This is a genomic window from Labrenzia sp. THAF187b, assembly GCF_009363375.1.
Lineage (GTDB): Bacteria > Pseudomonadota > Alphaproteobacteria > Rhizobiales > Stappiaceae > Roseibium > Roseibium algicola.
In genome coordinates this window covers 3,599,821-3,622,462 of the sequence record NZ_CP045344.1, presented here as the reverse complement: position 1 = coordinate 3,622,462, position 22,642 = coordinate 3,599,821, and the positions used below count along the sequence as shown (strand labels likewise).

Below are 22,642 nucleotides of genomic sequence, written 5' to 3'. Positions count from 1 at the left end.
ACGCTTCTGTTCTGATGCCGGCTTTTCATGAGACAGTCCAGAACGTGACTTCAGACATCTCCTCCCCCGTCATCGCAATCGGTGCGATCCATTACGATACGATCGCCCATGCCAGCGAGCCGATCCGCCCTGAAACGTCAACCCCGTCGAGACTGAGTGCGAAGCCTGGCGGCGTTGCCACGAACATTGCCCGTGCACTGGTTCGGCTCGGGGTTGGAACACGCCTTGTGGGAGCGGTTGGAGAAGACGGCGCTGCAGACATGCTTTCCCGCCAGCTCAGCCAGGAAGGGCTCGAGCTGCATGTGAAGGCCCGGAAAGGTTTCGCAACGGGCCAGTACCTCGCGCTGCATAATCCGGCAGGCGATCTTGCGGCCGCCTGCGTTGACGACCGTGTTCTGTCCGAAGCTCCGGAGGATCTCTTCGACGGTATCGTCATGGACCTCGCAGCAACCGCGACGGACGATACGATCTGGTTTCTGGATGCCAACCTGCCCGCTGCAATGCTGGTCCGGCTGACGGGGCGTGCCTTGCCTGGGCGTCTTGTTGCCAATGCCGTTTCGGATGCCAAGGCAGTCCGGCTGCGTGGGGTTCTCGGCAAACTGGATTGCCTGATGCTGAACCGCGGCGAAGCGGCCACACTTACAGGGCTTTCCCGCGACACGTCTTCCGAAGACCTCGCGGCGGCCTTGTCGCAGACCGGCCTCAAGAGTTTTGTCCTGACCAGTGCAGCATCTGATGTGCTGGTGCTCGAAAGCGGGAAACTTCACCGGTTCGCACCGCTTCAAACAGATATCGTCGATGTCACCGGGGCTGGCGATGCATTAACTGCCGGAACAGTCGCGGCGCTCGCCAGAGGCTATGGCCTGACGCGAGCAGTCCCTCTTGGCCTTGCAGCTGCAGCCCTGACCTTGCGCAGCACCGGCGCCCTCGCGGAAGAGCTCTCCTGGGATGCCCTCGCCAGCTTTTGACCATATGGACAAATTCCAATCTTGGCGCATCTCCGCCTTGCGCCTATAAGACCTGCAGAATTGACCCGGCCCGAGCTGCCGGACGAAAACAGAAAGGCACACGCCGTGACCACTCCGACAACGCCCTCCGCCATCAGGGATCTGATCGTTTACAGCGATGAAGTGCGCGAGGCACTTGCGAACGGCAAGCCGGTCGTTGCGCTGGAATCGACCATCATCACCCATGGCATGCCTTTTCCGAAGAACGTTGAGACCGCCCGTGAGGTGGAAGCCGATATTCGCGCGGAAGGCGCCGTTCCAGCCACCATCGCGCTGATGGACGGCAAGATCATGGTGGGCCTTTCCGATGAGGATCTCGACCGCCTGGCACAGGCCAAGGACGTGATGAAGTGTTCACGTGCCGACATGACCTTCGCACTTGCCACCGGACGCTACGGCGCGACAACGGTCGCCGCCACGATGATGGCGGCGCATGCGGCGGGCCTGAAGGTCTTTGCCACGGGCGGCATCGGCGGCGTTCACAAAGGCGCGGAAGAAAGCTTCGACATTTCCGCCGACCTGGATGAGCTTGGCCGCACGCCGGTCTGTGTGGTGTCCGCCGGTGCCAAGGCATTGCTCGACATTCCCAAGACCCTTGAAGTTCTGGAAACCAAGGGCGTTCCCGTCATTGCTTTCGGCACGGAAGAACTGCCGGCATTCTGGTCGCGGGCCAGTGGTCTCAAGGCCCCCTACTCCCTGAATTCGGCTGCCGAAATCGGTTCGCTCCTGAAGATGCGGTCCCGTTTTCCCGATCATGGCGGTGTCCTGATCGCCAACCCGGTACCGGAAGCCGACCAGATCCCGCGGGATGAAATGACCGGTTACATCGATGCAGCTATTGCGGATGCCACTGCGAAGGGTGTTCGCGGCAAGGACGTGACCCCGTTCGTTCTCGGCGCTATCCTGGAGCTGACCGGCGGCCGCAGCCTCGACACCAACATCGCGCTGGTGCGTAACAATGCCCGCCTGGCCGCGCGTATTGCCGCTGAACTGGTCTGACGGCACGTTTTCTCGAGAAACCAACTGGACCCCAAAAATTCGCCGGGCTTTCACTTCAAACGGATTGAAAGCCCGGCAGACTTGTCAGGACGGTTTGTCTTCCACCGGTTGAGGTACTTCCGGTGCCTGCCGGCGCTCAAGCGCCGCCGCCAACCGGTCGATATCCTTGAAATGCAGGTCCCGCTGCGGGAACGGTATCTCGATACCCGCCTTGCCAAGCTCGTTGTAGACCGTGAAGTAAAGGTCCGACTTGGTAATCATCACATTGCCGATGTCTTTCAGGAAACATCTCAGTTCGAAATTCAGAGAGCTGTCGCCCAGCCCGATGAAAAGAACCTGCGGCGTCGGATAACGCGCGATGGTGCTATGCCCGCGCGCTGCATCGAACAGGATGGATTTCACCTTTTCCAGATCACTGCCATAGGCAACGCCAACCGGCAGGATGAGCCGGCCCGACTTGTTGGTCAGCGTCATGTTCTTGACCGTGCCGGCAATCAGCTCCGAATTCGGAATGATGACGTCATGGCGGTCGAAGGTTTCGATGCGCGTTGAACGGACAGAGATCTTGCGGACATATCCGGATTGCCCGGATACTTCTATCCAGTCCCCTTCCTTGATCGGCCGTTCGATGAGCAGGATGATGCCGGAAACGAAGTTGGAAACGATGGTCTGAAGACCAAAACCGATACCGACCGAAAGGGCACCGGCCACGACCGCAAGACTGGACAGGTTCAATCCGGCGGTGGAAATCGCAATCAGAGCCGCCAGCGTAAGCCCGACATAGCCTGTGCCCGTTACAACAGCATTCTGAGCGCCACTGTCCATCCGCGTCTGTGGCAGCACGGTCGCCTTCAGCAGGTTCTGCAGCCAGCGCGTCACGACAACGCCGATGCCGAAAATGGCAACCAGGAGGATGAAGGAGTCCAGCGACAGGTGAATGTCACCCAACTGTACCCCGTTTGTGAGCAGATACCAGACCTCGACGATATCCGTTCCGCGTGCGCCCCAGGTCATGGCGATCAGGGGCGCGAAAATCAGCGTCAGAAAACAGATCAGCCCAAAGGCGACGAGGACGGGAGCGGGCTCGTCTTCCCGCTTGCCGATAGCCGTTTTCACGACAACGAGAATGAGATGGTAAAGCATGAAGCCGAAACCGAGCTCCGCAACCGTCATGATTACCGGCAGGATCGCAACCCGGGCAAGCTGGACGTAACCCACCAGCGTCACGCAGACGGCAAGAACGGCGGATGTCTTCATGAGCAGCGACAAGAACAGCAGAAAGCCGGATTCCTGGGGCTTTACTGATGCCTCTTCGGGTTCTTCCGCAGTCTGCTCTCTCTCCACGGCACTGCTTTCAACGGACTTGTTGGATCTGATGACGCTGGCCAGAGACCAAAGCAGTACCGCCGCCATCGCAATGGGGGGAGCCGAAAGCACCGAAATCGCCGCCGTACCGAAGGCGTTATCGAGTTCGAATGCCTCGACCGCCACTTCAAGGGCCATGAAGACGCCCAGTCCCTGGCATAGACGCAACCCGAGTTTTGCTTCCCGGTCCCCCAGCTCCAGCAGACGCCAGCGATCCTGCCCGGGGGCAAAGATCGTGTGCCCCAGCCAGTTCGCAATGATCATCACGAGAGCCATCACCGGCACGGCGATCACTGCGGTGCGAACCGAGTTCGGATAGATATCGAGAATGGGAAAGATGGAGACCAGGGCGACTGCACCAATGGTCGGCAGCACGATGAAGCTGGCATTGTAGAGCACCGCCAGCATCAACGCCTTTGCACCGGTGGCCGGCTTTTCGCAATAGAGCTTCAGAGCCCGCGAAATCGGATGCTGCAGAACCGTCAGGAACAAAATCCCGAAAATAGCTAGACCGAGGGAAAGCGGCACCGTCTCATGCAGTTTCTTCGAGACGCTCGGGCGAGCCAGTTCGTTCTGCACACCGCGTTCGAAACGCTTTATGAATTCCCCTATCTCCTGAAAGCCCGCGGCCCAGGTCGACGGCGCAAGCGGCGAAGGATACCTGTCCAGCAGTGTCGAAAGTTGCCGTGCGCGAAGCTGCCTGTCGACCTGGCGAATATAGAAGATAGCCTGATTGTTGATTTCACCGGCTACACGGACCGGCGCATTTGCGGCTGCCAGCGCATTGGTAAGCTCAAGACGTCTTGCGGCAACTTCTTCAGCTTCCTTCTGCCCGTCTGCAGGCGGTGCACCAAGGCTGTTCAGCTGGGCTTCCAGAGCGCTGGCCCGAATGTTCCCGCGATCGATGATCTCCGCACTGGCGTCCCGAACCTCGACGAGCTGAGACCGGAGCTGATCGAGGGTCTTGGGAGAAATGCTTCTTTCTTCCAGCGCCGTTGCCGCCCGGCTGAACAAATCGGCCGACCGCGCGAGGGGCTCAGCCGGAGCCTGCCCGGCCTCCTGTGCAAGCAGCGTTCCGGCCGGCATGCCACCGGAAAAAGTGATGGATAAGGCCAGAACCAGCAGGATACATTTGAGAAACTTCATGAAGACGCCATCACTTTTGGGACAAGGCCCCGAGTCCGGTTCGCAGGCCGATTGCTTCGCCAGGGAAGCCAGGTGGGCTTCAAGGCATATGCATCCATCCGCGGTCCGATTCGAACAATCAGCTTATTTGCGAATTTCGGCAGATCTTTCACCATGGAAACACATTTGTCGCAAAACGGGCCTAAGGAAAGGCTCTGGCAGGTTTTAAGGCTGCCCGGCTTTGGCCCGAAATGCATGCCAAGCCGTTGACAGAGCGGCGTAAGCCTGCCCTAACATGCGAAATTATGACGTTAACAGGACGTTGCGGCAAAATACCTGAAAACAAGCCGCGTCCTTCAAGGAGGTCAGACATGACAGACGCGGCAACCCCAGAAAACCCGCAGACTGCAACGGCTCCGGCAGGAAGCTTTTCCCCGCTTCAGTACCTCGACCGTGCGCTGTCGACCCTCCGCGACATCGGCATCACGCCGGAAAGCGAGCAGGACGCACCGATCAACGCCCTTCTGGAACAGATTACCGATCTTTCTCCCGACAAGGTGCTGATCATCACCCGGACCCTGGCCCAGGCTTCCAATTTCAACGAGGTTGTTCGCTCGCAGGTTCAGCAGATGGATATCGGTGAACGCTACGAGCAGATAACCGAGGCATTCAATTCCATCCGTGATGACGCGAAGGCGCTGGTCGATCAGCTGGCCGACGGCAAGATCTCCTTCACCGAGAACCTGTCCAACAAGTGGCGCGACTTCCGCCGCGGGACCATTTCCGATCGTTTCGATGATATCCGGGGCACCTACAAGGACGTTGCAAAGGCAACCAAGGACCAGATCGAGCGGGAACAGACCATTCTGGAAGCCTATCGCGATTTTCGCGGCGCCTTGAAACAGGCGGAAGTCACCGCGCTGGAACTGCTGAATATCGCAACAGGCAAACTGGACGCCGCCAAGGGCGCCCTTGAAGCTGCCTCCGGAGAAGTCGAAGCCTACACCGGTGACGACCCGGCGCAGAAGGCACGCCTTGAACTGGCACGCGACGAGAAGCTGCGTGAAATGCAGGACGAGGAAAAGCGGTATCAGATCGCCAAGGACCTCTCCGACAACCTGACAATCGGCTACAACACGTCAGAGGTCATCATGGCGCGCCTGGTCCAGACGACCAACGCCAAGGAGCGCGTTTACGCCCAGTCGGTCAGTTTCTTCTCCACCAATGAATCCGTTCTCACCGCACTCAACGCCTCGTTCACCGGCCTGCAGGGCCTGCACGAAAGCACCGAGACGCTGAATGCCATGAAGGATGGCATCAACAAGAGCCTGGAAACGCTGGCGGACATCGGCGACGAAGTGCAGAAAAAGGCGCTCGAAGCCGGCTATGGACCGACGGTTGCCGCAGCCTCGGTGAAAAAGCTGGTCGACTCCGTCGTCAACTTCCAGGTCCAATCGCGTGAAATCATCGACGAAATGCGCGAGATGTCGACCAAGAATTCCGAGGAAATCCGCAACGCCGTGGAAGACGGCAAGCGGCGGCTTGCCAAGCTGACCGCCCAGGGCAAGGCCCTTTGATCTGACGATAATCCGGCAGGCCGGACCCTCCGGCCCGCCCTTTTTCAAGAAGACATGCATTCATGGCAAGCAAATCCGACGCCCCGCTTGACGATCTGATGATGGCGATGGACGTGGTCGACACGCTGCGTCATGAAGAAGGTCAGGTGGCCCGCGAGCTGAAGACCGATGAACGCGATGCCGCCATGGTCGAACGGCTGCGTCAGGTCTATGCGTCCCAGGGCATTGATGTTCCGGACCATATCCTGAAGGCGGGTGTCGAGGACCTGAAGCGCGACCGCTTCGTCTATTCTCCACCTTCCGCCGGTTTCCAGCGCACCCTGGCGATGATCTACATCTCGCGCAGCACTTGGTCAAAATGGCTGGCGGCGGTCGTTGCAGTCGTCATCGTTTGCATTGCGGCCTGGTACTTCATCGTCAAGCTGCCGGCGCAACGCGCGGAAGCGGACCTGCTGGCAAGGCTTCAGGCGCTGCCCGCGACCTATACCGAATTGGTCGGGCGGATCGATTCCCTGACCGAAAATACCGAAATCGAAGCCGACGCCGCGCGTCTGGCCACCGACGGCAACCTTGCCCTTTCGGACGGCAACAACGAGGCAGCCTTCAAGGCGGAGGCCGACTTGCGCGATCTTGCCGGACGGCTGCAGGAAGTGTTCGAGGTTCGGATCATTTCCCGCGAAGGCGTGCCGACCGGCGTTTCCCGCATTCCCGAATCCAATCCAGACACCGAGAACTACTACATCGTGGTCGAAGCCGTGGATGCGGACGGCAAGATCCTGGAACGCAGGATCGTGTCGGAGGAAAGCAGCAAGGCCGAACTTGTCGACAAATGGGGCCAGCGCGTTTCGGAAACCATCTACAACGCCGTTCGCCGCGACAAGATGGAAGACGGCATCGTGCAGAAAGGTGTCCTGGGGCAGAAGCGGCGCGGAGAGCTGGATATCAAATGGCGCAGCGGCGTTCAGGACGGAGCAATTACGAAATGGTAGCGGTTAGGATTGCACCGCCTCACCGGGAGGCACCGGCATGCTGACGGGACGCCAGACCCTGGGCACCATCGAGCAGTCGCTTGCCGATTTGCGCCGTGAAGAAGCCGAGCTGAGCAAGCGGATCGAGCGGTCGACCCGCGCCCTGACGGACCTGCAGGAACGCCAGAGCGAGGCCTACCGGGACCTTGCCCGGTTCCGACTGGATACGGACAGTGCCGGTGCACTCAACACACGCCTCGACAGCGCCGCGCGGGAAGCCCGCAAGCTTCTCGACAAGCGCAATGCGGACTACAAGGTTCTGACCGACCAGTTGCGCCAGTGCGAAAGCGACCGCAGCCAGTTGCAGAAGAAGCGCGTCGAGCTGGACAGCACCCGTGATGCCGCCGAAAACCAGATGGACGAGTTGATGGAGGCTGTCGACGGCCGTCTGGAAGGCGATGCCGGTTATCAGGCACAGCGCGAGAAGACAGAAGCCGCTCTGGCGACTGCGGAGGCAGCCGCCTCCAAGGCGGCTACGTCCGAAAAGGACCGAAAGGAAAAAGGCAAGGCCTATGAGGCCGATCCGCTGTTCATGTATCTGTGGCAACGCGGTTTCGGAACACCGGCGTACGCGCACCGCGGTCTTGTGCGCTCGCTCGACCGATGGGTGGCCGGCCTTGTCGGCTTCAACGACGCCCGCGCCAATTTTGCCATGCTGACCAGCATTCCGGACCGGATGGCGCGCCATGCGGAGCGCTGTGCCGAAATCGCACTGGAAGAACAGGACAAGCTCGCGGAGTTCAGCCGCAATGCGATGACCGACGCTGCCGGAACGGATCTTGTCGGCACCATCGAAACCCTCAGCGCGGACATCGACCGTATCGACGGAGAACTCGACAATCTGGACAGGCGGATCGAAACGCTGTCCTCCGCCCTCGCCGAATTTTCCAGCGGGGAAGACACCGACTTCCAGAAGGCGGAGGAGCATCTGTCCGTTTCTCTGCAGGCGGATGACCTCAAGGATTTGTGGCGCGCCGCGCTCGATACCCCCTCGCCCGAGGACGAGAAAATCGTTCAGCGGATCGAGGATCTGAAGGAGCGCATCGACCAGGTTACACGCGAGATCCGTCAGGACAGGGAACTGCAACGCGATATTGGCCGACGCCGTGCGGAACTTGCAGACGTCATCAAGCGTTTCCGTTCCAGCGGCTATGGCAGCTGGGAGTCCACCTTCTCCGACGAGAAGCTGACAACCGTCCTGTTGGGCGAGTTGGTCAAGGGTGCGATTACCGGTGCCGAATACTGGGCCCGCGCGGAGCGTTCGCACAAGCGCCGCAAACCGAAGGGACGCCAGGTCGCGTTCCCCAACGGTTCGGGTCTTCCCAAGTCCATGGGAGGCTTCGGTGGCGGCTTTGGCGGAAGTTCCGGCAAACGGTCCGGCAGCAGTGGCGGCTTCGGTGGTGGTGGTTTCAAAGGCGGTGGAAGTTTTGGTGGTGGCGGTTTCAAGACAGGCGATACATTCTGATCTTCACCGATTGAAATCCGTGCCCCCGTGAGGCCACAAGGCTTCGTTAGGAGTGTTATGTCAGTTTACTGGCAGAAGATGGTGGCGGTCACATGCAGTTTTCTTGTGCTTTGTGAAGACGTGTTCTAGACCGGCTCTTAAGTTGACCATTTTAACCTTGGGACTGCCCATGCGACGTATCGTTTTATCCGCTTTTTGCGCTCTTGCTCTTGCCGCCTGCCAGTCCGGGTCCACTCAGCGCCCCACACAGCCGGATCAGCCAAGGCTGGACGTGCCGGCGGGCGCGCAATCGGTAAATATCGCAGCCGATCCGGCAAGCGTACGGTCCGCACTGGTCTCCAGTGCCCAGGAACGCGGCACCGTCGTGCTGCAGGACCAGCCGAACATGGTGGTTCTGGAACGGCCAATGACCGGCGCGAACCCGGCGCTCGATTCCGAATTCGGCCCGTCCGACAACGGCCAGCGCGTGATCCGCATCCGCGTTCGCTTCACGGGAACGCCTTGCCAGACGCTGGCTGTTCAGGATCTTGCCGTGATCAACAACGTGCGCACGGCGCTTGAGCAGAGCTTCGTCTTGCCGGGCAACCCGAACACGATGCAGAGCCTGCAGGGTTTGAAGTCGCGCGCCGAACAGGGTAGCTCCTGTCCGCCGGTTTCCTCCTGACGCATCAACAGTCGGTCTTGAAAATGACGAGGCGTGGCCGGGTTTCCGGCCACGCCTCTTTCATGCCGGCCGATACCGAAGCGGATCACAGCAGTGGGAGACTTCCCTCACTCCGGACGCATTCACCGGCATGACTGTCGACGCGTCAGGCAGGCATAGCTTCAGCGGCGAACTGCTTCAGGAACTCTTCGCTGGGCGGGATTGGCTTGATCACGTCGATCAGCACTCCGTTCGGATCACACGTGATGAAATGGCGCTGACCAAAGGCCTCGTCCCGCAGCACCTGCAGAATGGGTAACCTGTTCGCCTGAGCGGCCTCATAAACCGCATCAACATCCTCAACCTCGAAATTCAGCAGAAGCCCTCCTGCGCCCCGGCCACGACCGGCTTCCGGAATGGTTTCGTGGTTCTGGTCGAGGATCGCGAGATTGACGCTTTCGTCCTCCTCCGACTGCAGATGCACGTACCAGTCTGCTTCAAACATCGGCTTGAAGCGGAAATTTTCCGAATAGAACCGGGCAGTCTCCGCGACCTTGTCGGTCATGAGGACCGGATAATACTGGGTGCATTTCATCGATTTTCTCCTGTTCCTCGCCAGTTTCGGATGTGGATTGCCTGTCCCACCCGACCTCCGGCTGTTTCCGAGGCTTTCCAATCACAACAAAAAGACATACAGTCTGTATGTAATTTTTCAACTAACATACAGGCTGCATGTATGCAAGATAAAAACCCCGAGAAGTCAGGCGAACGCCGTACACAGGCGGAAAGGCGCGCGGAAACGCGCAAGGCCCTGTTGGATGCGGCAAGGGCGCTGATCGTTGAAAAAGGCTATGCGGAAACCGGAACACCTGAGATCGTCAAGGCGGCAGACGTCACCCGCGGCGCGCTCTATCATCACTTCGCCGACAAGGCAGACCTGATGCGGGCGCTGGTCCACCAGGAATCGGAAGCGATCGCGGCGGAGATCAACAGCCAGACGAACACGGGCCAGACACCGCTCGACGCCTTCATGTCCGGCGCCAGCGCCTATTTCTCGGCCATGTCCGTTTCAGGCCGGGCAAGGATCATGCTGCTGGAAGGACCGACGGTGCTCGGCCTGTCGGAAATGGCGGAGATCGATCGCCAGACCGGCGGCGCCACGCTTCTGGAAGGTCTGCGGCATGCAGCCAATCACGGTGCACTGAAAGATATTCCCCTGGAGCCTTTGGCGGACCTGCTCTCTTCCGCGTTCGACCGCGCGGCGCTGGCAATTGCAAATGGCGGTGACAGGAAAGCGTATGAAGCCGCGACCCGCAAGCTATTGGCCGGCATCCTGGCAGACTGACAATCGGCTCTGATGTCGTGATCCTTCAAGACGGCCTTGCACCAACATTCTATGGCTGGCGCCAAACCAACCGACCGGGAGACCCAAGTGATTCTGAGATACACCATCCTCTACGTCGAGAATGTCGCCGCCGCTCTCGACTTCTACGAGAAGGCCTTCGGACTGGAACGTCTGTTCCTTCATGAATCCGGAGACTACGGCGAACTCGCGACGGGCGAGACAAAGCTCGCGTTCTCATCCAAAACGCTGATGAACCAGCTCGGAAAGTCACCCGGCACCCCCGAACCGAAGGCACCTGTGTTCGAACTGGCGTTCGAGACGGATGACGTTGCAGCCTCCCTTGCCCGTGCAGTCGCCGCCGGTGCAAACAAGTTGCAGGATGCACGAGAGGAACCCTGGGGGCAGATCACATCCTATGTGAGCGATCCTTTCGGCTACCTCGTGGAGATCTGCTCGCCGATCCAGTTGCCCAGTGCTGGTTGAGACAACAGCGACAGGCTATCGGGGTCCCGGCGCAATTGCGCCGGTGACCGTCCAAACCAGCGCCGCAGGTCGCGCGTCATGTGGGCCTGATCGCTGAAACCGCACACAGCGGCGATCTCCACCAGCGGCACCTCCGTCGCCAGCAGTCCTGCAGCCCTGCGCGCTCGCGCGAGCAAGCGCCAGTATTCCGGCGGTGGCAGGCCCTGCTCCCGAAACCGCCTCTGCAGTGTTCTCACCGACACGCCTGCCTGTTTCGATGCCCGCTCGACGGTCGACTTTGGCAACGTCAGGGCAACGATCACGTCGTCCAGGTCATTGGTCTCGTCAAGTGCGTTGCCGAGGATGTCTTCCACTCGCTCGCAGTCGCGTTCAATGGCTTGAAGAACCTCGTCCTCAATGACGCCACCCGGCCGCAACCGGAACCCCGTGATATGCGTCCCGGCCGCGAGTTCGGCGACGCGCGGCTGGAAATCGAGGTCCGTCAGCAGAACCTTTTCCCGCTTGCCCTGCTCACGCACCACCAGCACATCCCGGCAACCATCCGGAAAGATCAGAGCATTTTCCGCTGTGTCGATCCCGTGATGCCATTTTTCAAATCTGACCGTGCCACTCATGGACAAATCTTTAGCAGGTGGCGGCAGCGCACGCGAGATTGTTCAACGTGGCGTGGGCAGCTGCGAGTAAACATCGATCGAAAATCCTGATTGAGAACGCCACTTTCAATTCTTCTGATCAAATGTCATGAAGCATGGACCTACCCACTACTGACCGGTTCGGAGCCTTTGTGATGATCGAAAAGCTGGAGATGTTTCTCGCCGTGGCCCGGGAAGAACATTTCGGCCGTGCGGCCGAAAGCCTCGGCATCGCCCAGCCGACGCTCTCGACCGGCATCAAGCAGCTTGAGGATCAGCTTGGTGTTCAGCTGTTTTTCAGAGGCTCCCGGTTCGGCGGCCTGACACCGGAAGGCCAGCGTGCCCTGGTCTGGGCTCGTCAGATCGTGGGGGATGCCCGCCAGTTGCGCGAAGAGATGCGGTTCTCCCGCGACGGCCTGACGGGACAATTGCGCATAGCCGTCATCCCGACCGCCCTCACCTGGGCAGCCAAACTGACGACATGGTTCGGCAACAAGCACCCGAACGTGCGTTTCACCATCCTGTCGCGAAATTCGATGGAAATCCTGTCGATGCTGGAGAACCTCGATATCGATGCCGGCATTTCCTACCTCGACAACGAACCGACCGGCAGGGTCAGCACCGAACCGCTCTACAATGAAAGCTATATGCTGGTTTGCAATGAAGCTTCGTCCTTCGCGGGCAGAAAGTCGGTCAAATGGAAGGAGCTGGCCGAGGAACGGATCTGCCTCCTGACCCCCGACATGCAGAACCGGCGGATCATCAACCGTCATTTCGGCGAGGCCGGAATCATGCCGGAAGCCCGGATCGAGTCCAATTCCACGGTCGTGCTGGTGGCAAATGTGCTGGACGGCGGTTGGATAACCGTCCTACCCGCGGATCTCGCAGAATTTCTGACAGCCGGAAAACCCTTGAAGACGATCCCTCTTGTAGGCGTTCACACCGGTCACACTGTCGGCCTTGTGGCCCCCTATCGCGAACCGCACACCCCGGTTTTGCGTGCTCTTCTGTCCGAAGCAAGGCGTATTTCCGAGGTCTGACCGGAAGTTAGCCGAAACGGTCAAATCATCATCGATCATGATTTCCAATCGATCAACGGAAAATCATTATTGATATCAAATCAAACTTAATGGTGTGATGCGCCTCGAAATATACGGGAGGACGCGCATGCCGTATGCGACGGGAGAGCCCACGGCCGAACAGATCTCGGCCGTGATGGAAGATTTTATCACCTTGGAAGGTCCACTTCTGCCCATGCTGCATGGCTTGCAGGCGGAATTCGGCTATGTGCCCCAGGCAGCGGTCGAGCTGATTGCAGAAGCGCTCAATCTCTCCAAGGCGGAAGTTCACGGCGTCATCTCCTTCTACCATGATTTCCGCAAGGCCCCCGCCGGGCGCCACGTCGTCAAGATCTGCCGGGCAGAGGCCTGCCAGGCCGTCGGCGGCGAAGCCCTTGGCGAGGCGGTTCTGGCCAAGCTCGGTCTAGACTGGCACGGCACAACCCGCAACGGTGCCGTCACTCTCGAACCTGTCTACTGTCTCGGCCTGTGTGCCTGCGCCCCTGCCGCGATGGTCGACGGCAAGGTCATCGGCCGTGTCACCGAAGATCGCATGACGCGTATCCTCCAGGAGGCCGGTGTATGAAGATCTTCGTTCCCCTGGATAGTGCTGCCAAGGCACTGGGTGCCGATGAAGTTGCCGCAGCAATTCAAATCGAAGCCGGCAACCGTGGTCTCGATGTCACCGTGGTACGCAATGGCAGCCGTGGCATGGTCTGGCTGGAACCGCTTGTCGAAATCGAAATCGACGGCACCCGCAAGGCCTTTGGCGCCGTCACAGCCGAAGACGTTCCTTCTCTTCTGGACGGCACGCTGGAAAGTCTCGGCACGGTGGAAGACATCCCCTTTTTCGCCCGCCAGACCCGGCTGACCTTTGCCCGTTGCGGCCTGATCGATCCGCTCAGCCTCGCCGAATACGAAGCCCATGGCGGACTTGTCGGCCTGAAACGCGCTCTTGCTCTCAGCGAAGAAGAGATCGTTACGGAAGTCACCAACTCCGGCCTGCGCGGCCGTGGTGGCGCAGGGTTTCCCACGGGTATCAAGTGGGACACGGTCCGCAAGGCAGTTTCGGCGCGAAAATACATTGTCTGCAACGCGGACGAAGGTGACAGCGGCACCTTCGCCGACCGCATGCTCATGGAAGGCGATCCCTTCACGCTGATCGAAGGCATGATCATCGCCGGCCTTGCCACAGGTGCCACCAAGGGCTTCGTCTATATTCGCTCCGAGTATCCGGACGCCATCGCAGTCATGGAAGCCGCCGTCAGGATCGGTCTCAAGGCCGGCCTGCTCGGCACGAACGTTCTCGGTTCCGGCAAGGCTTTCGACCTGGAAATCCGCACTGGTGCAGGCGCATACGTGTGCGGTGAGGAAACGTCCCTCCTCAACAGCCTGGAAGGCAAGCGCGGCATCGTGCGTGCCAAGCCGCCGCTGCCTGCGCTTGAAGGCCTCTTCGGCAAGCCGACCGTCGTCAACAACGTGCTCTCACTGGCAACTGTTCCGGTCATAATGGAAAAAGGCGCGGAGTTCTATGCCGGGTTCGGCCTCGGCCGCTCCAAGGGCACCATGCCGATCCAGATCGCAGGCAATGTCCGCTACGGCGGTCTTTTCGAGACCGCTTTCGGCATGCCTCTGGGTGAGCTGATCAACGATATTGCCGGTGGCACCGCCAGTGGCCGGCCGGTCAAGGCTGTCCAGGTTGGTGGCCCCCTTGGGGCGTATATGCCCGTTTCCAAGTTCAACACGCCGTTCGGTTATGAAGAATTCGACGGCCAGGGTGGCCTCATCGGACATGCCGGTATTGTCGTCTTCGATGACAGGGCGGACATGCTGAAGATGGCCCGCTTCGCCATGGAATTCTGCGCTGTGGAAAGCTGTGGCAAATGCACACCGTGCCGGATCGGCGCCGTGCGCGGTGTCGAGACAATCGACCGGATCGATGCTGGCGATGCAGGGGCTGTCCACCTGCTGACGGATCTCTGCGACACGATGAAAGACGGCTCGCTATGTGCCCTCGGTGGGTTCACGCCCTATCCGGTCATGAGCGCCCTTACCCACTTCCCTGAAGATTTTGCCCGCCAGAAGGAGGCCGCCGAATGACGGATCTCGCCAACATCCATGATGATCGCGACATGGGCACTCCGGCAAAGGAAGGCGCTCCGGTCACACTGACCATCGATGGCTTCGAGGTCACTGTGCCGGAAGGCACATCGGTAATGCGCGCGGCCTCTGAAATCGGTCTTCAGGTTCCCAAGCTTTGCGCCACGGACAGCATCGACGCCTTCGGCTCCTGCCGCCTTTGCGTGGTCGAGATCGAGGGCCGGCGCGGCACACCCGCTTCCTGCACCACACCGGTTGCGCCGGGCATGGTCGTTCACACCCAGTCCTCCAGAGTCAAGCAGATCCGCAAGGGCGTGATGGAGCTCTACATCTCCGACCATCCGCTGGACTGCCTGACTTGCGCTGCCAATGGCGATTGCGAGTTGCAGGACATGGCCGGCATGGTCGGCCTGCGTGATGTCCGTTACGAGCCGGGCCGTAACCACTTCGAACAGCGTACCTCTGTTGGGCCGAACCCGGAGTATATCCCGAAGGACGTATCAAACCCCTATTTCGCTTACGACCCGGCCAAATGCATCGTCTGCTCGCGTTGTGTGCGGGCCTGCGAAGAGGTTCAGGGCACCTTTGCCCTGACCATCGAGGGTCGTGGTTTTGAAAGCCGTGTTTCGCCGGGTGCGGCATTCGACGATTTCCTGTCTTCCGACTGCGTGTCCTGTGGCGCCTGCGTGCAGGCCTGCCCAACCGGCACGCTTCAGGAAAAATCCGTCATCGACCTGGGAACACCGGAACGGTCCGTCGTCACCACTTGCGCCTATTGCGGCGTCGGCTGTTCGTTCAAGGCTGAACTCAACGGCGACGAACTGGTGCGCATGGTGCCTTACAAGCACGGCAAGGCCAATCGCGGCCATTCCTGCGTCAAGGGTCGCTTCGCCTATGGCTATGCGACCCACAAGGACCGGATCCTCAACCCGATGATCCGCGACAGCATCGAGCAACCCTGGCAGGAAGTTTCCTGGGACGAGGCCCTCGGCTTCGCCGCCAACCGCCTGCGCGGCCTGCAGGAAAAACACGGCCGCAAGTCCATCGGCGTGATCACCTCAAGCCGCTGCACCAACGAGGAAACCTTCCTGGTGCAGAAGCTGACCCGGGCGGTCTTCGGCAACAACAACACCGACACCTGCGCCCGCGTCTGCCACTCTCCGACCGGCTATGGCCTCGGCCAGACCTTTGGCACCTCTGCGGGGACGCAGGATTTCGATTCCGTCGAACATACCGACGTCGTCATCGTGATTGGCGCCAACCCAACCGACGGTCACCCGGTCTTTGCCTCCCGCCTGAAGAAGCGTCTGCGCGCCGGTGCCAAGCTGATCGTTATCGACCCGCGCCGCATCAACCTGGTGAAATCGGCTCACATCGAGGCGTCCCACCATCTGCAGCTGCGTCCCGGCACCAACGTTGCCGTGGTAACCGCCCTCGCCCATGTCATTGTCACCGAAGGCCTTTTCGACGAAGCCTATATTCGCGAGCGTTGCGACTGGGACGAGTTCCTGACCTATGCCGACTTCGTCCGCGATCCGCGCCACAGCCCGGAAACCAGCGAAGGCCTGACCGGCGTTCCGGCGGAAGAGCTGCGCAAGGCGGCCCGCCTGTTCGCGACCGGCGGCAACGGCGCGATCTACTACGGCCTCGGCGTGACGGAACACAGCCAGGGTTCGACCACGGTCATGGGCATTGCCAACCTTGCAATGCTCACGGGCAATGTCGGGCGAAAGGGTGTCGGCGTGAACCCGCTGCGCGGCCAGAACAACGTCCAGGGCTCCTGCGACATGGGCTCCTTCCCGCATGAGCTTCCGGGCTACCGCCATGTGAAGAACGAGGACGTCCGCGCGATCTTCCAGGACGTCTGGGGCGTGGAGATCGATGCCGAGCCGGGCTTGCGCATCCCCAACATGCTGGATGCCGCTGTCGATGGCAGCTTCAAGGGGCTCTACTGCCAGGGCGAGGACATTCTCCAGTCGGACCCCGACACCAAGCATGTGGCAGCCGGCCTTGCCGCCATGGAATGCGTCATCGTTCACGACCTCTTCCTGAACGAGACCGCCAACTACGCCCATGTGTTCCTGCCCGGTTCCACATTCCTGGAAAAGGACGGCACCTTTACCAACGCCGAACGCCGCATCAACCGCGTGCGCAAGGTGATGGCGCCGCGCAACGGCTATTCAGACTGGGAGATCACCCAGAGGCTCGCCAACGCCATGGGTGCCGGCTGGACCTATAGCCATCCGTCCGAAATCATGGCTGAAATCGCTGCAACCACGCCCTCTTTCGCGGGCGTTACCTACGATCTTCTGGAAGAAAAAGGGTCGGTGCAATGGCCCTGCAACGAAGCTTCGCCGGATGGCACACCGCTCATGCATGTCGATGGCTTCGTGCGTGGCAAGGGCCGGTTCATCGTCACCGAGTATGTGGCGACGGACGAGAAATCCGGGCCGCGCTTCCCGCTGCTTCTGACCACCGGCCGTATCCTGTCCCAGTACAATGTCGGTGCCCAGACCCGGCGAACCGACAACGTGATCTGGCACGATCAGGATCTTCTGGAAATCCACCCGCATGACGCAGAAAACCGCGGACTGAAGGAAGGCGACTGGGTGAAGCTGGCATCGCGTTCCGGAGAGACCACCTTGCGGGCCCATCTCACCGACAGGGTCAGCCCCGGCGTCGTCTACACCACCTTCCACCATCCGGACACCCAGGCGAATGTCATCACAACCGACTTCTCCGACTGGGCCACAAATTGTCCGGAATACAAGGTGACGGCGGTTCAGGTCAGCCTGTCCAACGGACCGACCAACTGGCAGGAAGACTATGCCGCCCAGGCAGCTATGTCCCGGCGGATCCTGCCGGCTGCGGAGTAACTGGTGATGGATCGCCCACTCTCCGGCTCCATGCCCGGCCGTGCCGTCCACGCGGACGGCCAGGTGGCGGTCGCGCGAAGCCTGCCGGAGGAAAGCCCTGTTGCGCTCGTGTTCGATGGCACCACGCAGGCGGTGATGATGGCAACGCCGGGCGATATTGCCGACTTTGCCGTCGGCTTCGCCCTGAGCGAAGGCATCATCAGCTCGATCACCGAAATCGAAGCCTTCGAGGAGGTCTCTCATGACCGCGGCATAGAGGCTCGCCTTTGGTTACGCGCAGACCGCTCGAAACGGCTTCTTGCCCGCCGTCGTGCCATGGCCGGTCCGGTTGGTTGCGGCTTGTGTGGCATCGAAAGTCTGGATCAGGCCCTGCGGCCTTTGCCGAAGGTCGACGCAACAACAGTCCTGTCCCGCCTGGATGTGGCCAGAGCGACCGATGCGCTCAGCCGGCTGCAGCCGCTTCGGGACCAGACGCGCGCCACCCACGCCGCCGGTTTCCTCCAACCGGGCAAGGGTGTGGTCGTGGCGCGCGAGGACGTTGGCCGCCACAATGCGCTCGACAAGCTGATCGGCGCCCTTGCCCAAGCCGGGACCGACCCCGCAACCGGCGCCTTCGTCCTGACCAGCAGGCTGTCGGTGGAACTGGTGCAGAAATGCGCCTTCGCCGGCTGCCCGGCCCTGATTGCCGCCTCGGCCCCGACGTCGACCGCACTCCGCCTCGCCGACGAGGCCGGCATAACGGTCGCCGCATTTTCAAGGGACGGCGGGTTTGATCTTTACGCGCATCCAGAGCGCGTCTTATCCGGAGTTGCAGATGTCGCCTGAAAAGATGGTCTATATGGCCAACCAGATCGCCACCTTCTTCAAGACCCAGCCAGGCATTGACCAGGCGGAGAAGGTCGCCAGTCACCTGAAGGACTTCTGGGAACCGCGCATGCGCGACCAGTTGAGAGCCCATGTGGAAGCCGGCGGTGTCGGTCTCGACGCGGTCGTCCTGGAAAGCGTGCGCAGGCTCTGACGGGAGGGTTTCCCTCTTCCTTGCCACGCTACTGAAATTCGGAAAATCTGCAGCTGCGAATATGCGGCCCATCCTTCGAGACGGACCTGACGGTCCTCCTCAGGATGAGGTCGAAAGGGAGATCTCGGCCTCGCAACAAGTACAACCTCATCCGGAGGAAGCGCGAAGCGCTGTCTCGAAGGATGGGCCAAAAACTCCGGCCTCTTTTCAAATAAGACTACCCGCCGGCAGATACCCCGGCCGCTCCGCTGCCCGCAAGCGCCCCATCCCCGCGCCGTTCCCGCCCCCGGTAGCGGACAAAGGTCTCCAGCCCGACCAGGGCATTCCTTTCAGACCCCTGAACCGATCTCGCCAGCAGTCCGGCGAGATGCGCTGCCGCCGCGCTGGCGCCGCGAATATCCTCGCGCCCGGCAGCCATTGGACAGGCACCGAAGGTGGCCTGCGGCAGATCCAATTTTGACAGCTCCGCCTTGCCGCAGCGGGCATCGCCCTGAACGGACAGAACGCCGTCATACGCAGCCGGGTAGGCCTGCCCGCCACGGGCGGGTGCCGAGGCAACCATCAGGCACCCGGCGCGCTGCAACCTTGCCACGGCAACGGACAGTTCAACGGAAGAGCGCGCCATACCGAAGGCACACAGGACAATGTCGGGCGGATCTTCGGCCAGCCAGCTGAAGGCAGCGCAGATAGTGTCAAGCGTGGTTGAAAGCTGCCCCGGAAACACAACGGCGTTGAGAAGCAAAACATCTTGCGCATGAGTGCACACGGTCTGCGCCATGGCCGCGGCATGCCCTGAGGCAAGTTCAGCGCCGTCCGGCCTGCAGAACCATTCCTGTCCTGCCAGGCCCGGCCAGTCACCCGGCAAGGCGCCGTCTATCAGCCCGACCCTGATCAAGCCCCGACCTCTCTTGCTTGCAGCACCAGCTCACTGTCAAAGGTCCCATACCGTTCCGTGTCTCCATGCGTGACGACAAGGCGGGTACGATCACCAAATCGGGTATCTATCCGGATCATGATCCGTGACACCCGGTCCGCATCAACCTCCGAAAGGCTTTCATCCAGGATCAGCACCTGGAACGGCTGCAACAGGGCGCGGGCAAGGCACAGCCGCTGACGTTCTCCGCCGGAAAGGTCAAGCCCTCCTTCGCCAAGAGCCGTTTCAAGTCCCTTGCCAGAAAACCGGTCCTCCAGCTCCACGAATTGCAGAACGGCATGCATGTCTTCCTCGGCTGCCTCAGAAGACCCGAGACAGAGATTGTCCGCCACCGTTCCGGAAAAGACATGCCCCTTTTGCGGCACGAGGGCGACAACCGTGCGGAGATCTTGAAGAGAGAGATGACGTAAGTCCGTACCATCCAGAAGGATCGTTCCGGTCTTCGGGTCGTCGTGGCGTTGAAGCAGCGACAGAAGCGACGTCTTGCCGACGCCGGACGGACCGCTCAGCCGGATTTTCTGTCCTTTGGGGACGATGAGGCTAACATTCTCAAACAGCGGCACGCCGCCATCCGGTGCATAGGCAACACCTGCCAGCACCAATTCACCACCACCGGCAGTCAGAGGCACAGGTGAAACCGGGTCCTGGACATCCGGTACGGCACTCATGATCCGGTCGAGCCGGTCAAGCGCCGCTTTCATGCGCGCCTGTCCGTGCCAGAGGGAAATGAGCGACTGCATCGGCCCGATCAGGAATGCGAGGTAGGCAGTGAAGGCGATCAGGGAGCCGAGCGGCATGGTGCCGTCGATCACCGCGAGCCCGCCAACCAGAAAAACCGCACCACGCAGGATCGCCGTCAGCACCATCGGCACCGCCCGGGTCACCTCGTTCCACATCTGCGCAGACATCAATGCTGCGACAAGGCCCTGTTGGCGTGTTTCGATCCGTTTTGCCGCAGTTCCGGTCGCATTCAACGCCCGCAGCGCGGAAAGCCCGGTGATCGTCTCCGCAAGCCCGGATGCGAGCACACCCCGCGCTTGCCGTACCTCGCTTGCCTTCGCCTGGGTCACGGGACGGGCACGAGCGAAAAACAACAGTTCGACTGGTGCCAGTGCCAGTGCAAGAAGAGCCAGCTTGGGCGCCAGCACAAACAACATGACCAGGCCGCCCACCAGTCTCAACAGGCTGCCACCACCATTCACCAGAACGGCAAACGTGAATTGCTGTACTTCCCCGGCATCGCCATCAAGGCGGCTCATGAGTTCGCCGATGGATTGTTTCGCCTGCCAGCGGGGAGACTGGGCAAGGATCCTGTCGACGGCCGACCGGCGCAGGTCCTTCAGCAGCCTTGCCGAAAACCTCAAGTGCAGCAAGGAATTCAGCGCGCCCAGCGCCAGTGCTGCCAGGCCAACCCCGAAAAGGATGGCTACAAAGACCACAAGCGCGTGCTTGTCGCCAGCCATCAGGCCCCGGTCGATGACCAGCTTGGTCAGGTAAGGCGGCACAAGCGCCGCAGCTGCCGCCACAAGGGACAGGAGGAACAGCATTGCCAGCGGCCAGCGGTATGGCTCGACCAGCGGCACCAGCCACGCCGCCTCACGGGTGCCGAAGACCCGGTTGAACAGCCCACGCAGCACCGAAGGCCGGGACGACATGGTCCCGGCCCGGTCTGCTCCTCTCAAGGAAACTGCCTGTTTCATCCGTATTCCTTGTTTGCAACCTCCCCCATTGTCGTCCCCGCGAAATCGAGGACCCGGTAATTACCGGCAATGAGATTGGAGCACTTCAGTTGCCACCGGGAATACCGGGTCCCGATTTGCCGCTGATGCGGCAAATCGGGATGACAACCGGGGGCCTGGCAGGTTCGGTTCTCCCCTAGCTTCCGGTGCTGATCACCTGCATCGTACCGGCAGCCATGTCTCCACCGGAAGGCAGAAGAATTTCGCCGATACGTTCCAGGGTCTCTGCATCATAGACGCCAATGTCGTCATTCGTACCACCGACATAGATTTCCTTGCCGTCGGACGAGATGTTCACACAGTAATAGGTGTGCGGCAGGTCGACCCGCTTGATCAGCTCTTTCTTCTCGACATCATGCTTGGAGAGCTGGGTGTAGACACCGTAAAGCTTGCTCTTGTCGTTGGGGTCACGCACGGCGGAGAACATGATCACTTCCAGGCTGGCAAAATCCGCGATGTCGGCTTGCCCGGTCGTCAGATCGACCGACTGGTATCCCCAGACGAAATCGGCAATCTCGCTCATCGACTCGTCGGTGAACTTGGCGGCCGAATAAAGCAGCATGAACTCGTCTGCCTGCGTGCCGATGGGCCAGAAGGCAAGGACGTCCGGCGGAGAATAGGTCGGCCGGTCCCAGGTGGCATTCTTGATCTTGATGGAGATTTCGCCGGTCTTCGGGTCAATCGCATAGATCTCATGCCCGGCGGCATAGAGCATGCCGTCACGCCCGGTTGCCATCACCGTCATTCGGCGCGGGCTCGGGAATGTGCGGGCCGGTTTGGCGTCAAGACCGGCTGCCGTCTCATAGACCGCGATTTCCGGTTCAAGAACCTCGTATCGGTCGGCAAGCAGCCGAACCGGATTGCGCACCGTGTAAACCTCCTTGCCGTCCTTGGAGACGGCAAGCGAGGCAATTGTCTTGCGCCGGATGTCGCCTTCCGACTGATGCGCGGAAAACACCGTCTCGCAGGTGGCAAGGTCAATACCGAAAACATCCTCCCAGCGATTGCCGAGGATATAGGCGATCTTGTTGTCCGGCGAGACAACGATGACACCGGGGATCAGGTTGAAGTCGAGCTTGCAGTCGGTCTCTATCGTCCGTGCCTTGGCGTCGATCACGTAAAGCCGGTCGGGCTTTGCGGCCGTGACAATCAGATCCTTGGCGAGGGCCGGCAGAGCGGTAAGGCTCAAGGCCAGGGCTGCGCTTGCCGCAGCAATAAGGTTTCGCATCGGGTTTCTCCGAATATCTT

At 60.6% G+C, this 22,642-nt stretch carries 20 protein-coding genes; 14 read left to right on the top strand and 6 right to left on the bottom strand.

Annotated elements, in window-relative coordinates:
- Positions 1-44: 44 nt before the first annotated feature.
- Both FIV03_RS16610 and FIV03_RS16605 read left to right on the top strand, forming a co-directional pair.
- Complete coding sequence (locus FIV03_RS16610) at positions 45-968, top strand: PfkB family carbohydrate kinase (RefSeq protein ID WP_209009683.1); 924 nt, start codon at positions 45-47, stop codon at positions 966-968.
- A 105-nt stretch (positions 969-1,073) separates the two neighbouring features.
- Positions 1,074-2,006, top strand: coding sequence for a pseudouridine-5'-phosphate glycosidase (locus FIV03_RS16605; protein WP_152510330.1), 933 nt, complete (start codon positions 1,074-1,076; stop codon positions 2,004-2,006).
- Positions 2,007-2,090: 84 nt separating this feature from the next.
- Here the strand turns inward: FIV03_RS16605 and FIV03_RS16600 are convergent, their stop codons facing one another.
- On the bottom strand, positions 2,091-4,517 hold the full coding sequence (locus tag FIV03_RS16600; protein WP_152510329.1) for a DUF3772 domain-containing protein: 2,427 nt from the start codon (positions 4,515-4,517) through the stop codon (positions 2,091-2,093).
- 350 nt (positions 4,518-4,867) lie between these two features.
- Here FIV03_RS16600 and FIV03_RS16595 point away from each other — a divergent pair, with 350 nt between their 5' ends.
- The 4 genes from FIV03_RS16595 to FIV03_RS16580 all read left to right on the top strand — a co-directional run bounded on the left by FIV03_RS16595 (position 4,868) and on the right by FIV03_RS16580 (position 9,230).
- Positions 4,868-6,073, top strand: coding sequence for a hypothetical protein (locus FIV03_RS16595; RefSeq protein ID WP_055655151.1), 1,206 nt, complete (start codon positions 4,868-4,870; stop codon positions 6,071-6,073).
- Positions 6,074-6,135: 62 nt separating this feature from the next.
- Complete coding sequence (locus tag FIV03_RS16590) at positions 6,136-7,062, top strand: DUF6384 family protein (RefSeq protein WP_055655153.1); 927 nt, start codon at positions 6,136-6,138, stop codon at positions 7,060-7,062.
- Between the two features lie 37 nt (positions 7,063-7,099).
- A complete protein-coding gene (locus FIV03_RS16585) occupies positions 7,100-8,566 on the top strand; it encodes a hypothetical protein (protein WP_152510328.1) in 1,467 nt (488 codons plus the stop codon).
- Between the two features lie 169 nt (positions 8,567-8,735).
- The gene (locus tag FIV03_RS16580) at positions 8,736-9,230 is read left to right on the top strand and encodes a hypothetical protein (RefSeq protein ID WP_173013872.1); all 495 of its coding nucleotides are present in this window, start codon (positions 8,736-8,738) and stop codon (positions 9,228-9,230) included.
- Positions 9,231-9,375: 145 nt separating this feature from the next.
- Here the strand turns inward: FIV03_RS16580 and FIV03_RS16575 are convergent, their stop codons facing one another.
- Positions 9,376-9,804, bottom strand: a complete 429-nt coding sequence (locus tag FIV03_RS16575) for a VOC family protein (RefSeq protein ID WP_152510327.1) — start codon at positions 9,802-9,804, stop codon at positions 9,376-9,378.
- Positions 9,805-9,945: 141 nt separating this feature from the next.
- Here FIV03_RS16575 and FIV03_RS16570 point away from each other — a divergent pair, with 141 nt between their 5' ends.
- Together FIV03_RS16570 and FIV03_RS16565 are read left to right on the top strand one after the other, a co-directional pair.
- A complete protein-coding gene (locus FIV03_RS16570) occupies positions 9,946-10,554 on the top strand; it encodes a TetR/AcrR family transcriptional regulator (protein WP_152510326.1) in 609 nt (202 codons plus the stop codon).
- Between the two features lie 87 nt (positions 10,555-10,641).
- Positions 10,642-11,037 carry a VOC family protein gene (locus FIV03_RS16565; RefSeq protein WP_152510325.1) on the top strand — a complete coding sequence of 132 codons (396 nt, stop codon included), beginning with the start codon at positions 10,642-10,644 and terminating at the stop codon, positions 11,035-11,037.
- Here the strand turns inward: FIV03_RS16565 and FIV03_RS16560 are convergent.
- A complete protein-coding gene (locus tag FIV03_RS16560) occupies positions 10,989-11,651 on the bottom strand; it encodes a helix-turn-helix domain-containing protein (protein WP_152510324.1) in 663 nt (220 codons plus the stop codon). The two genes, FIV03_RS16565 and FIV03_RS16560, sit on opposite strands and share 49 nt — an antisense overlap.
- A 173-nt stretch (positions 11,652-11,824) precedes the next feature.
- On the opposite strand from FIV03_RS16560, the gene FIV03_RS16555 reads away from it, so the two are divergent.
- From FIV03_RS16555 to FIV03_RS16530, 6 genes are all read left to right on the top strand, one after another.
- A complete protein-coding gene (locus FIV03_RS16555; RefSeq protein ID WP_031269215.1) occupies positions 11,825-12,709 on the top strand; it encodes a LysR family transcriptional regulator in 885 nt (294 codons plus the stop codon).
- Positions 12,710-12,884: 175 nt separating this feature from the next.
- The gene (locus tag FIV03_RS16550; RefSeq protein ID WP_229005909.1) at positions 12,885-13,313 is read left to right on the top strand and encodes a formate dehydrogenase subunit gamma; all 429 of its coding nucleotides are present in this window, start codon (positions 12,885-12,887) and stop codon (positions 13,311-13,313) included.
- Positions 13,310-14,827, top strand: a complete 1,518-nt coding sequence (locus tag FIV03_RS16545; RefSeq protein WP_055655162.1) for an NADH-quinone oxidoreductase subunit NuoF — start codon at positions 13,310-13,312, stop codon at positions 14,825-14,827. The genes FIV03_RS16550 and FIV03_RS16545 overlap by 4 nt, the downstream gene beginning before the upstream one ends.
- Positions 14,828-14,859: 32 nt before the next feature.
- Positions 14,860-17,703: a formate dehydrogenase subunit alpha gene (gene fdhF / locus FIV03_RS16540; protein WP_209010067.1), complete on the top strand. Its 2,844-nt coding sequence runs from the start codon at positions 14,860-14,862 to the stop codon at positions 17,701-17,703.
- Positions 17,704-17,709: 6 nt separating this feature from the next.
- Entirely contained in the window at positions 17,710-18,528 is an 819-nt protein-coding gene (fdhD, locus tag FIV03_RS16535) for a formate dehydrogenase accessory sulfurtransferase FdhD (RefSeq protein ID WP_152510321.1), read from the top strand.
- Positions 18,518-18,721 (top strand): formate dehydrogenase subunit delta, encoded by a 204-nt coding sequence (locus tag FIV03_RS16530; protein ID WP_152510320.1) that lies wholly within the window; start codon positions 18,518-18,520, stop codon positions 18,719-18,721. The genes fdhD and FIV03_RS16530 overlap by 11 nt, the downstream gene beginning before the upstream one ends.
- 217 nt (positions 18,722-18,938) lie before the next feature.
- On the opposite strand, the gene FIV03_RS16525 is transcribed toward FIV03_RS16530, so the two are convergent.
- The 3 genes from FIV03_RS16525 to peaD form a co-directional block, all read right to left on the bottom strand.
- On the bottom strand, positions 18,939-19,616 hold the full coding sequence (locus FIV03_RS16525) for a hypothetical protein (RefSeq protein ID WP_152510319.1): 678 nt from the start codon (positions 19,614-19,616) through the stop codon (positions 18,939-18,941).
- Positions 19,613-21,355, bottom strand: a complete 1,743-nt coding sequence (locus FIV03_RS16520) for an ABC transporter ATP-binding protein (RefSeq protein ID WP_152510318.1) — start codon at positions 21,353-21,355, stop codon at positions 19,613-19,615. Before FIV03_RS16520 ends, FIV03_RS16525 begins: the two co-directional genes overlap by 4 nt.
- 175 nt (positions 21,356-21,530) lie before the next feature.
- Complete coding sequence (gene peaD, locus FIV03_RS16515) at positions 21,531-22,622, bottom strand: quinohemoprotein amine dehydrogenase subunit beta (RefSeq protein ID WP_152510317.1); 1,092 nt, start codon at positions 22,620-22,622, stop codon at positions 21,531-21,533.
- Between the last annotated feature and the right edge of the window lie 20 nt (positions 22,623-22,642).

Bases quoted from the DNA above. Each gene is read 5' to 3' on its own strand.
- FIV03_RS16600 (WP_152510329.1), bottom strand. From the start codon at position 4,517: ATGAAGTTTCTCAAATGTATCCTGCTGGTTCTGGCCTTATCCATCACT.
- FIV03_RS16595 (WP_055655151.1), top strand. From the start codon at position 4,868: ATGACAGACGCGGCAACCCCAGAAAACCCGCAGACTGCAACGGCTCCG.
- FIV03_RS16590 (WP_055655153.1), top strand. From the start codon at position 6,136: ATGGCAAGCAAATCCGACGCCCCGCTTGACGATCTGATGATGGCGATG.
- FIV03_RS16585 (WP_152510328.1), top strand. From the start codon at position 7,100: ATGCTGACGGGACGCCAGACCCTGGGCACCATCGAGCAGTCGCTTGCC.
- FIV03_RS16580 (WP_173013872.1), top strand. From the start codon at position 8,736: ATGCGACGTATCGTTTTATCCGCTTTTTGCGCTCTTGCTCTTGCCGCC.
- FIV03_RS16575 (WP_152510327.1), bottom strand. From the start codon at position 9,804: ATGAAATGCACCCAGTATTATCCGGTCCTCATGACCGACAAGGTCGCG.
- FIV03_RS16570 (WP_152510326.1), top strand. From the start codon at position 9,946: ATGCAAGATAAAAACCCCGAGAAGTCAGGCGAACGCCGTACACAGGCG.
- FIV03_RS16560 (WP_152510324.1), bottom strand. From the start codon at position 11,651: ATGAGTGGCACGGTCAGATTTGAAAAATGGCATCACGGGATCGACACA.
- FIV03_RS16555 (WP_031269215.1), top strand. From the start codon at position 11,825: ATGATCGAAAAGCTGGAGATGTTTCTCGCCGTGGCCCGGGAAGAACAT.
- FIV03_RS16550 (WP_229005909.1), top strand. From the start codon at position 12,885: ATGGAAGATTTTATCACCTTGGAAGGTCCACTTCTGCCCATGCTGCAT.
- FIV03_RS16545 (WP_055655162.1), top strand. From the start codon at position 13,310: ATGAAGATCTTCGTTCCCCTGGATAGTGCTGCCAAGGCACTGGGTGCC.
- fdhF (WP_209010067.1), top strand. From the start codon at position 14,860: ATGGGCACTCCGGCAAAGGAAGGCGCTCCGGTCACACTGACCATCGAT.
- fdhD (WP_152510321.1), top strand. From the start codon at position 17,710: ATGGATCGCCCACTCTCCGGCTCCATGCCCGGCCGTGCCGTCCACGCG.
- FIV03_RS16530 (WP_152510320.1), top strand. From the start codon at position 18,518: ATGTCGCCTGAAAAGATGGTCTATATGGCCAACCAGATCGCCACCTTC.
- FIV03_RS16520 (WP_152510318.1), bottom strand. From the start codon at position 21,355: ATGAAACAGGCAGTTTCCTTGAGAGGAGCAGACCGGGCCGGGACCATG.
- peaD (WP_152510317.1), bottom strand. From the start codon at position 22,622: ATGCGAAACCTTATTGCTGCGGCAAGCGCAGCCCTGGCCTTGAGCCTT.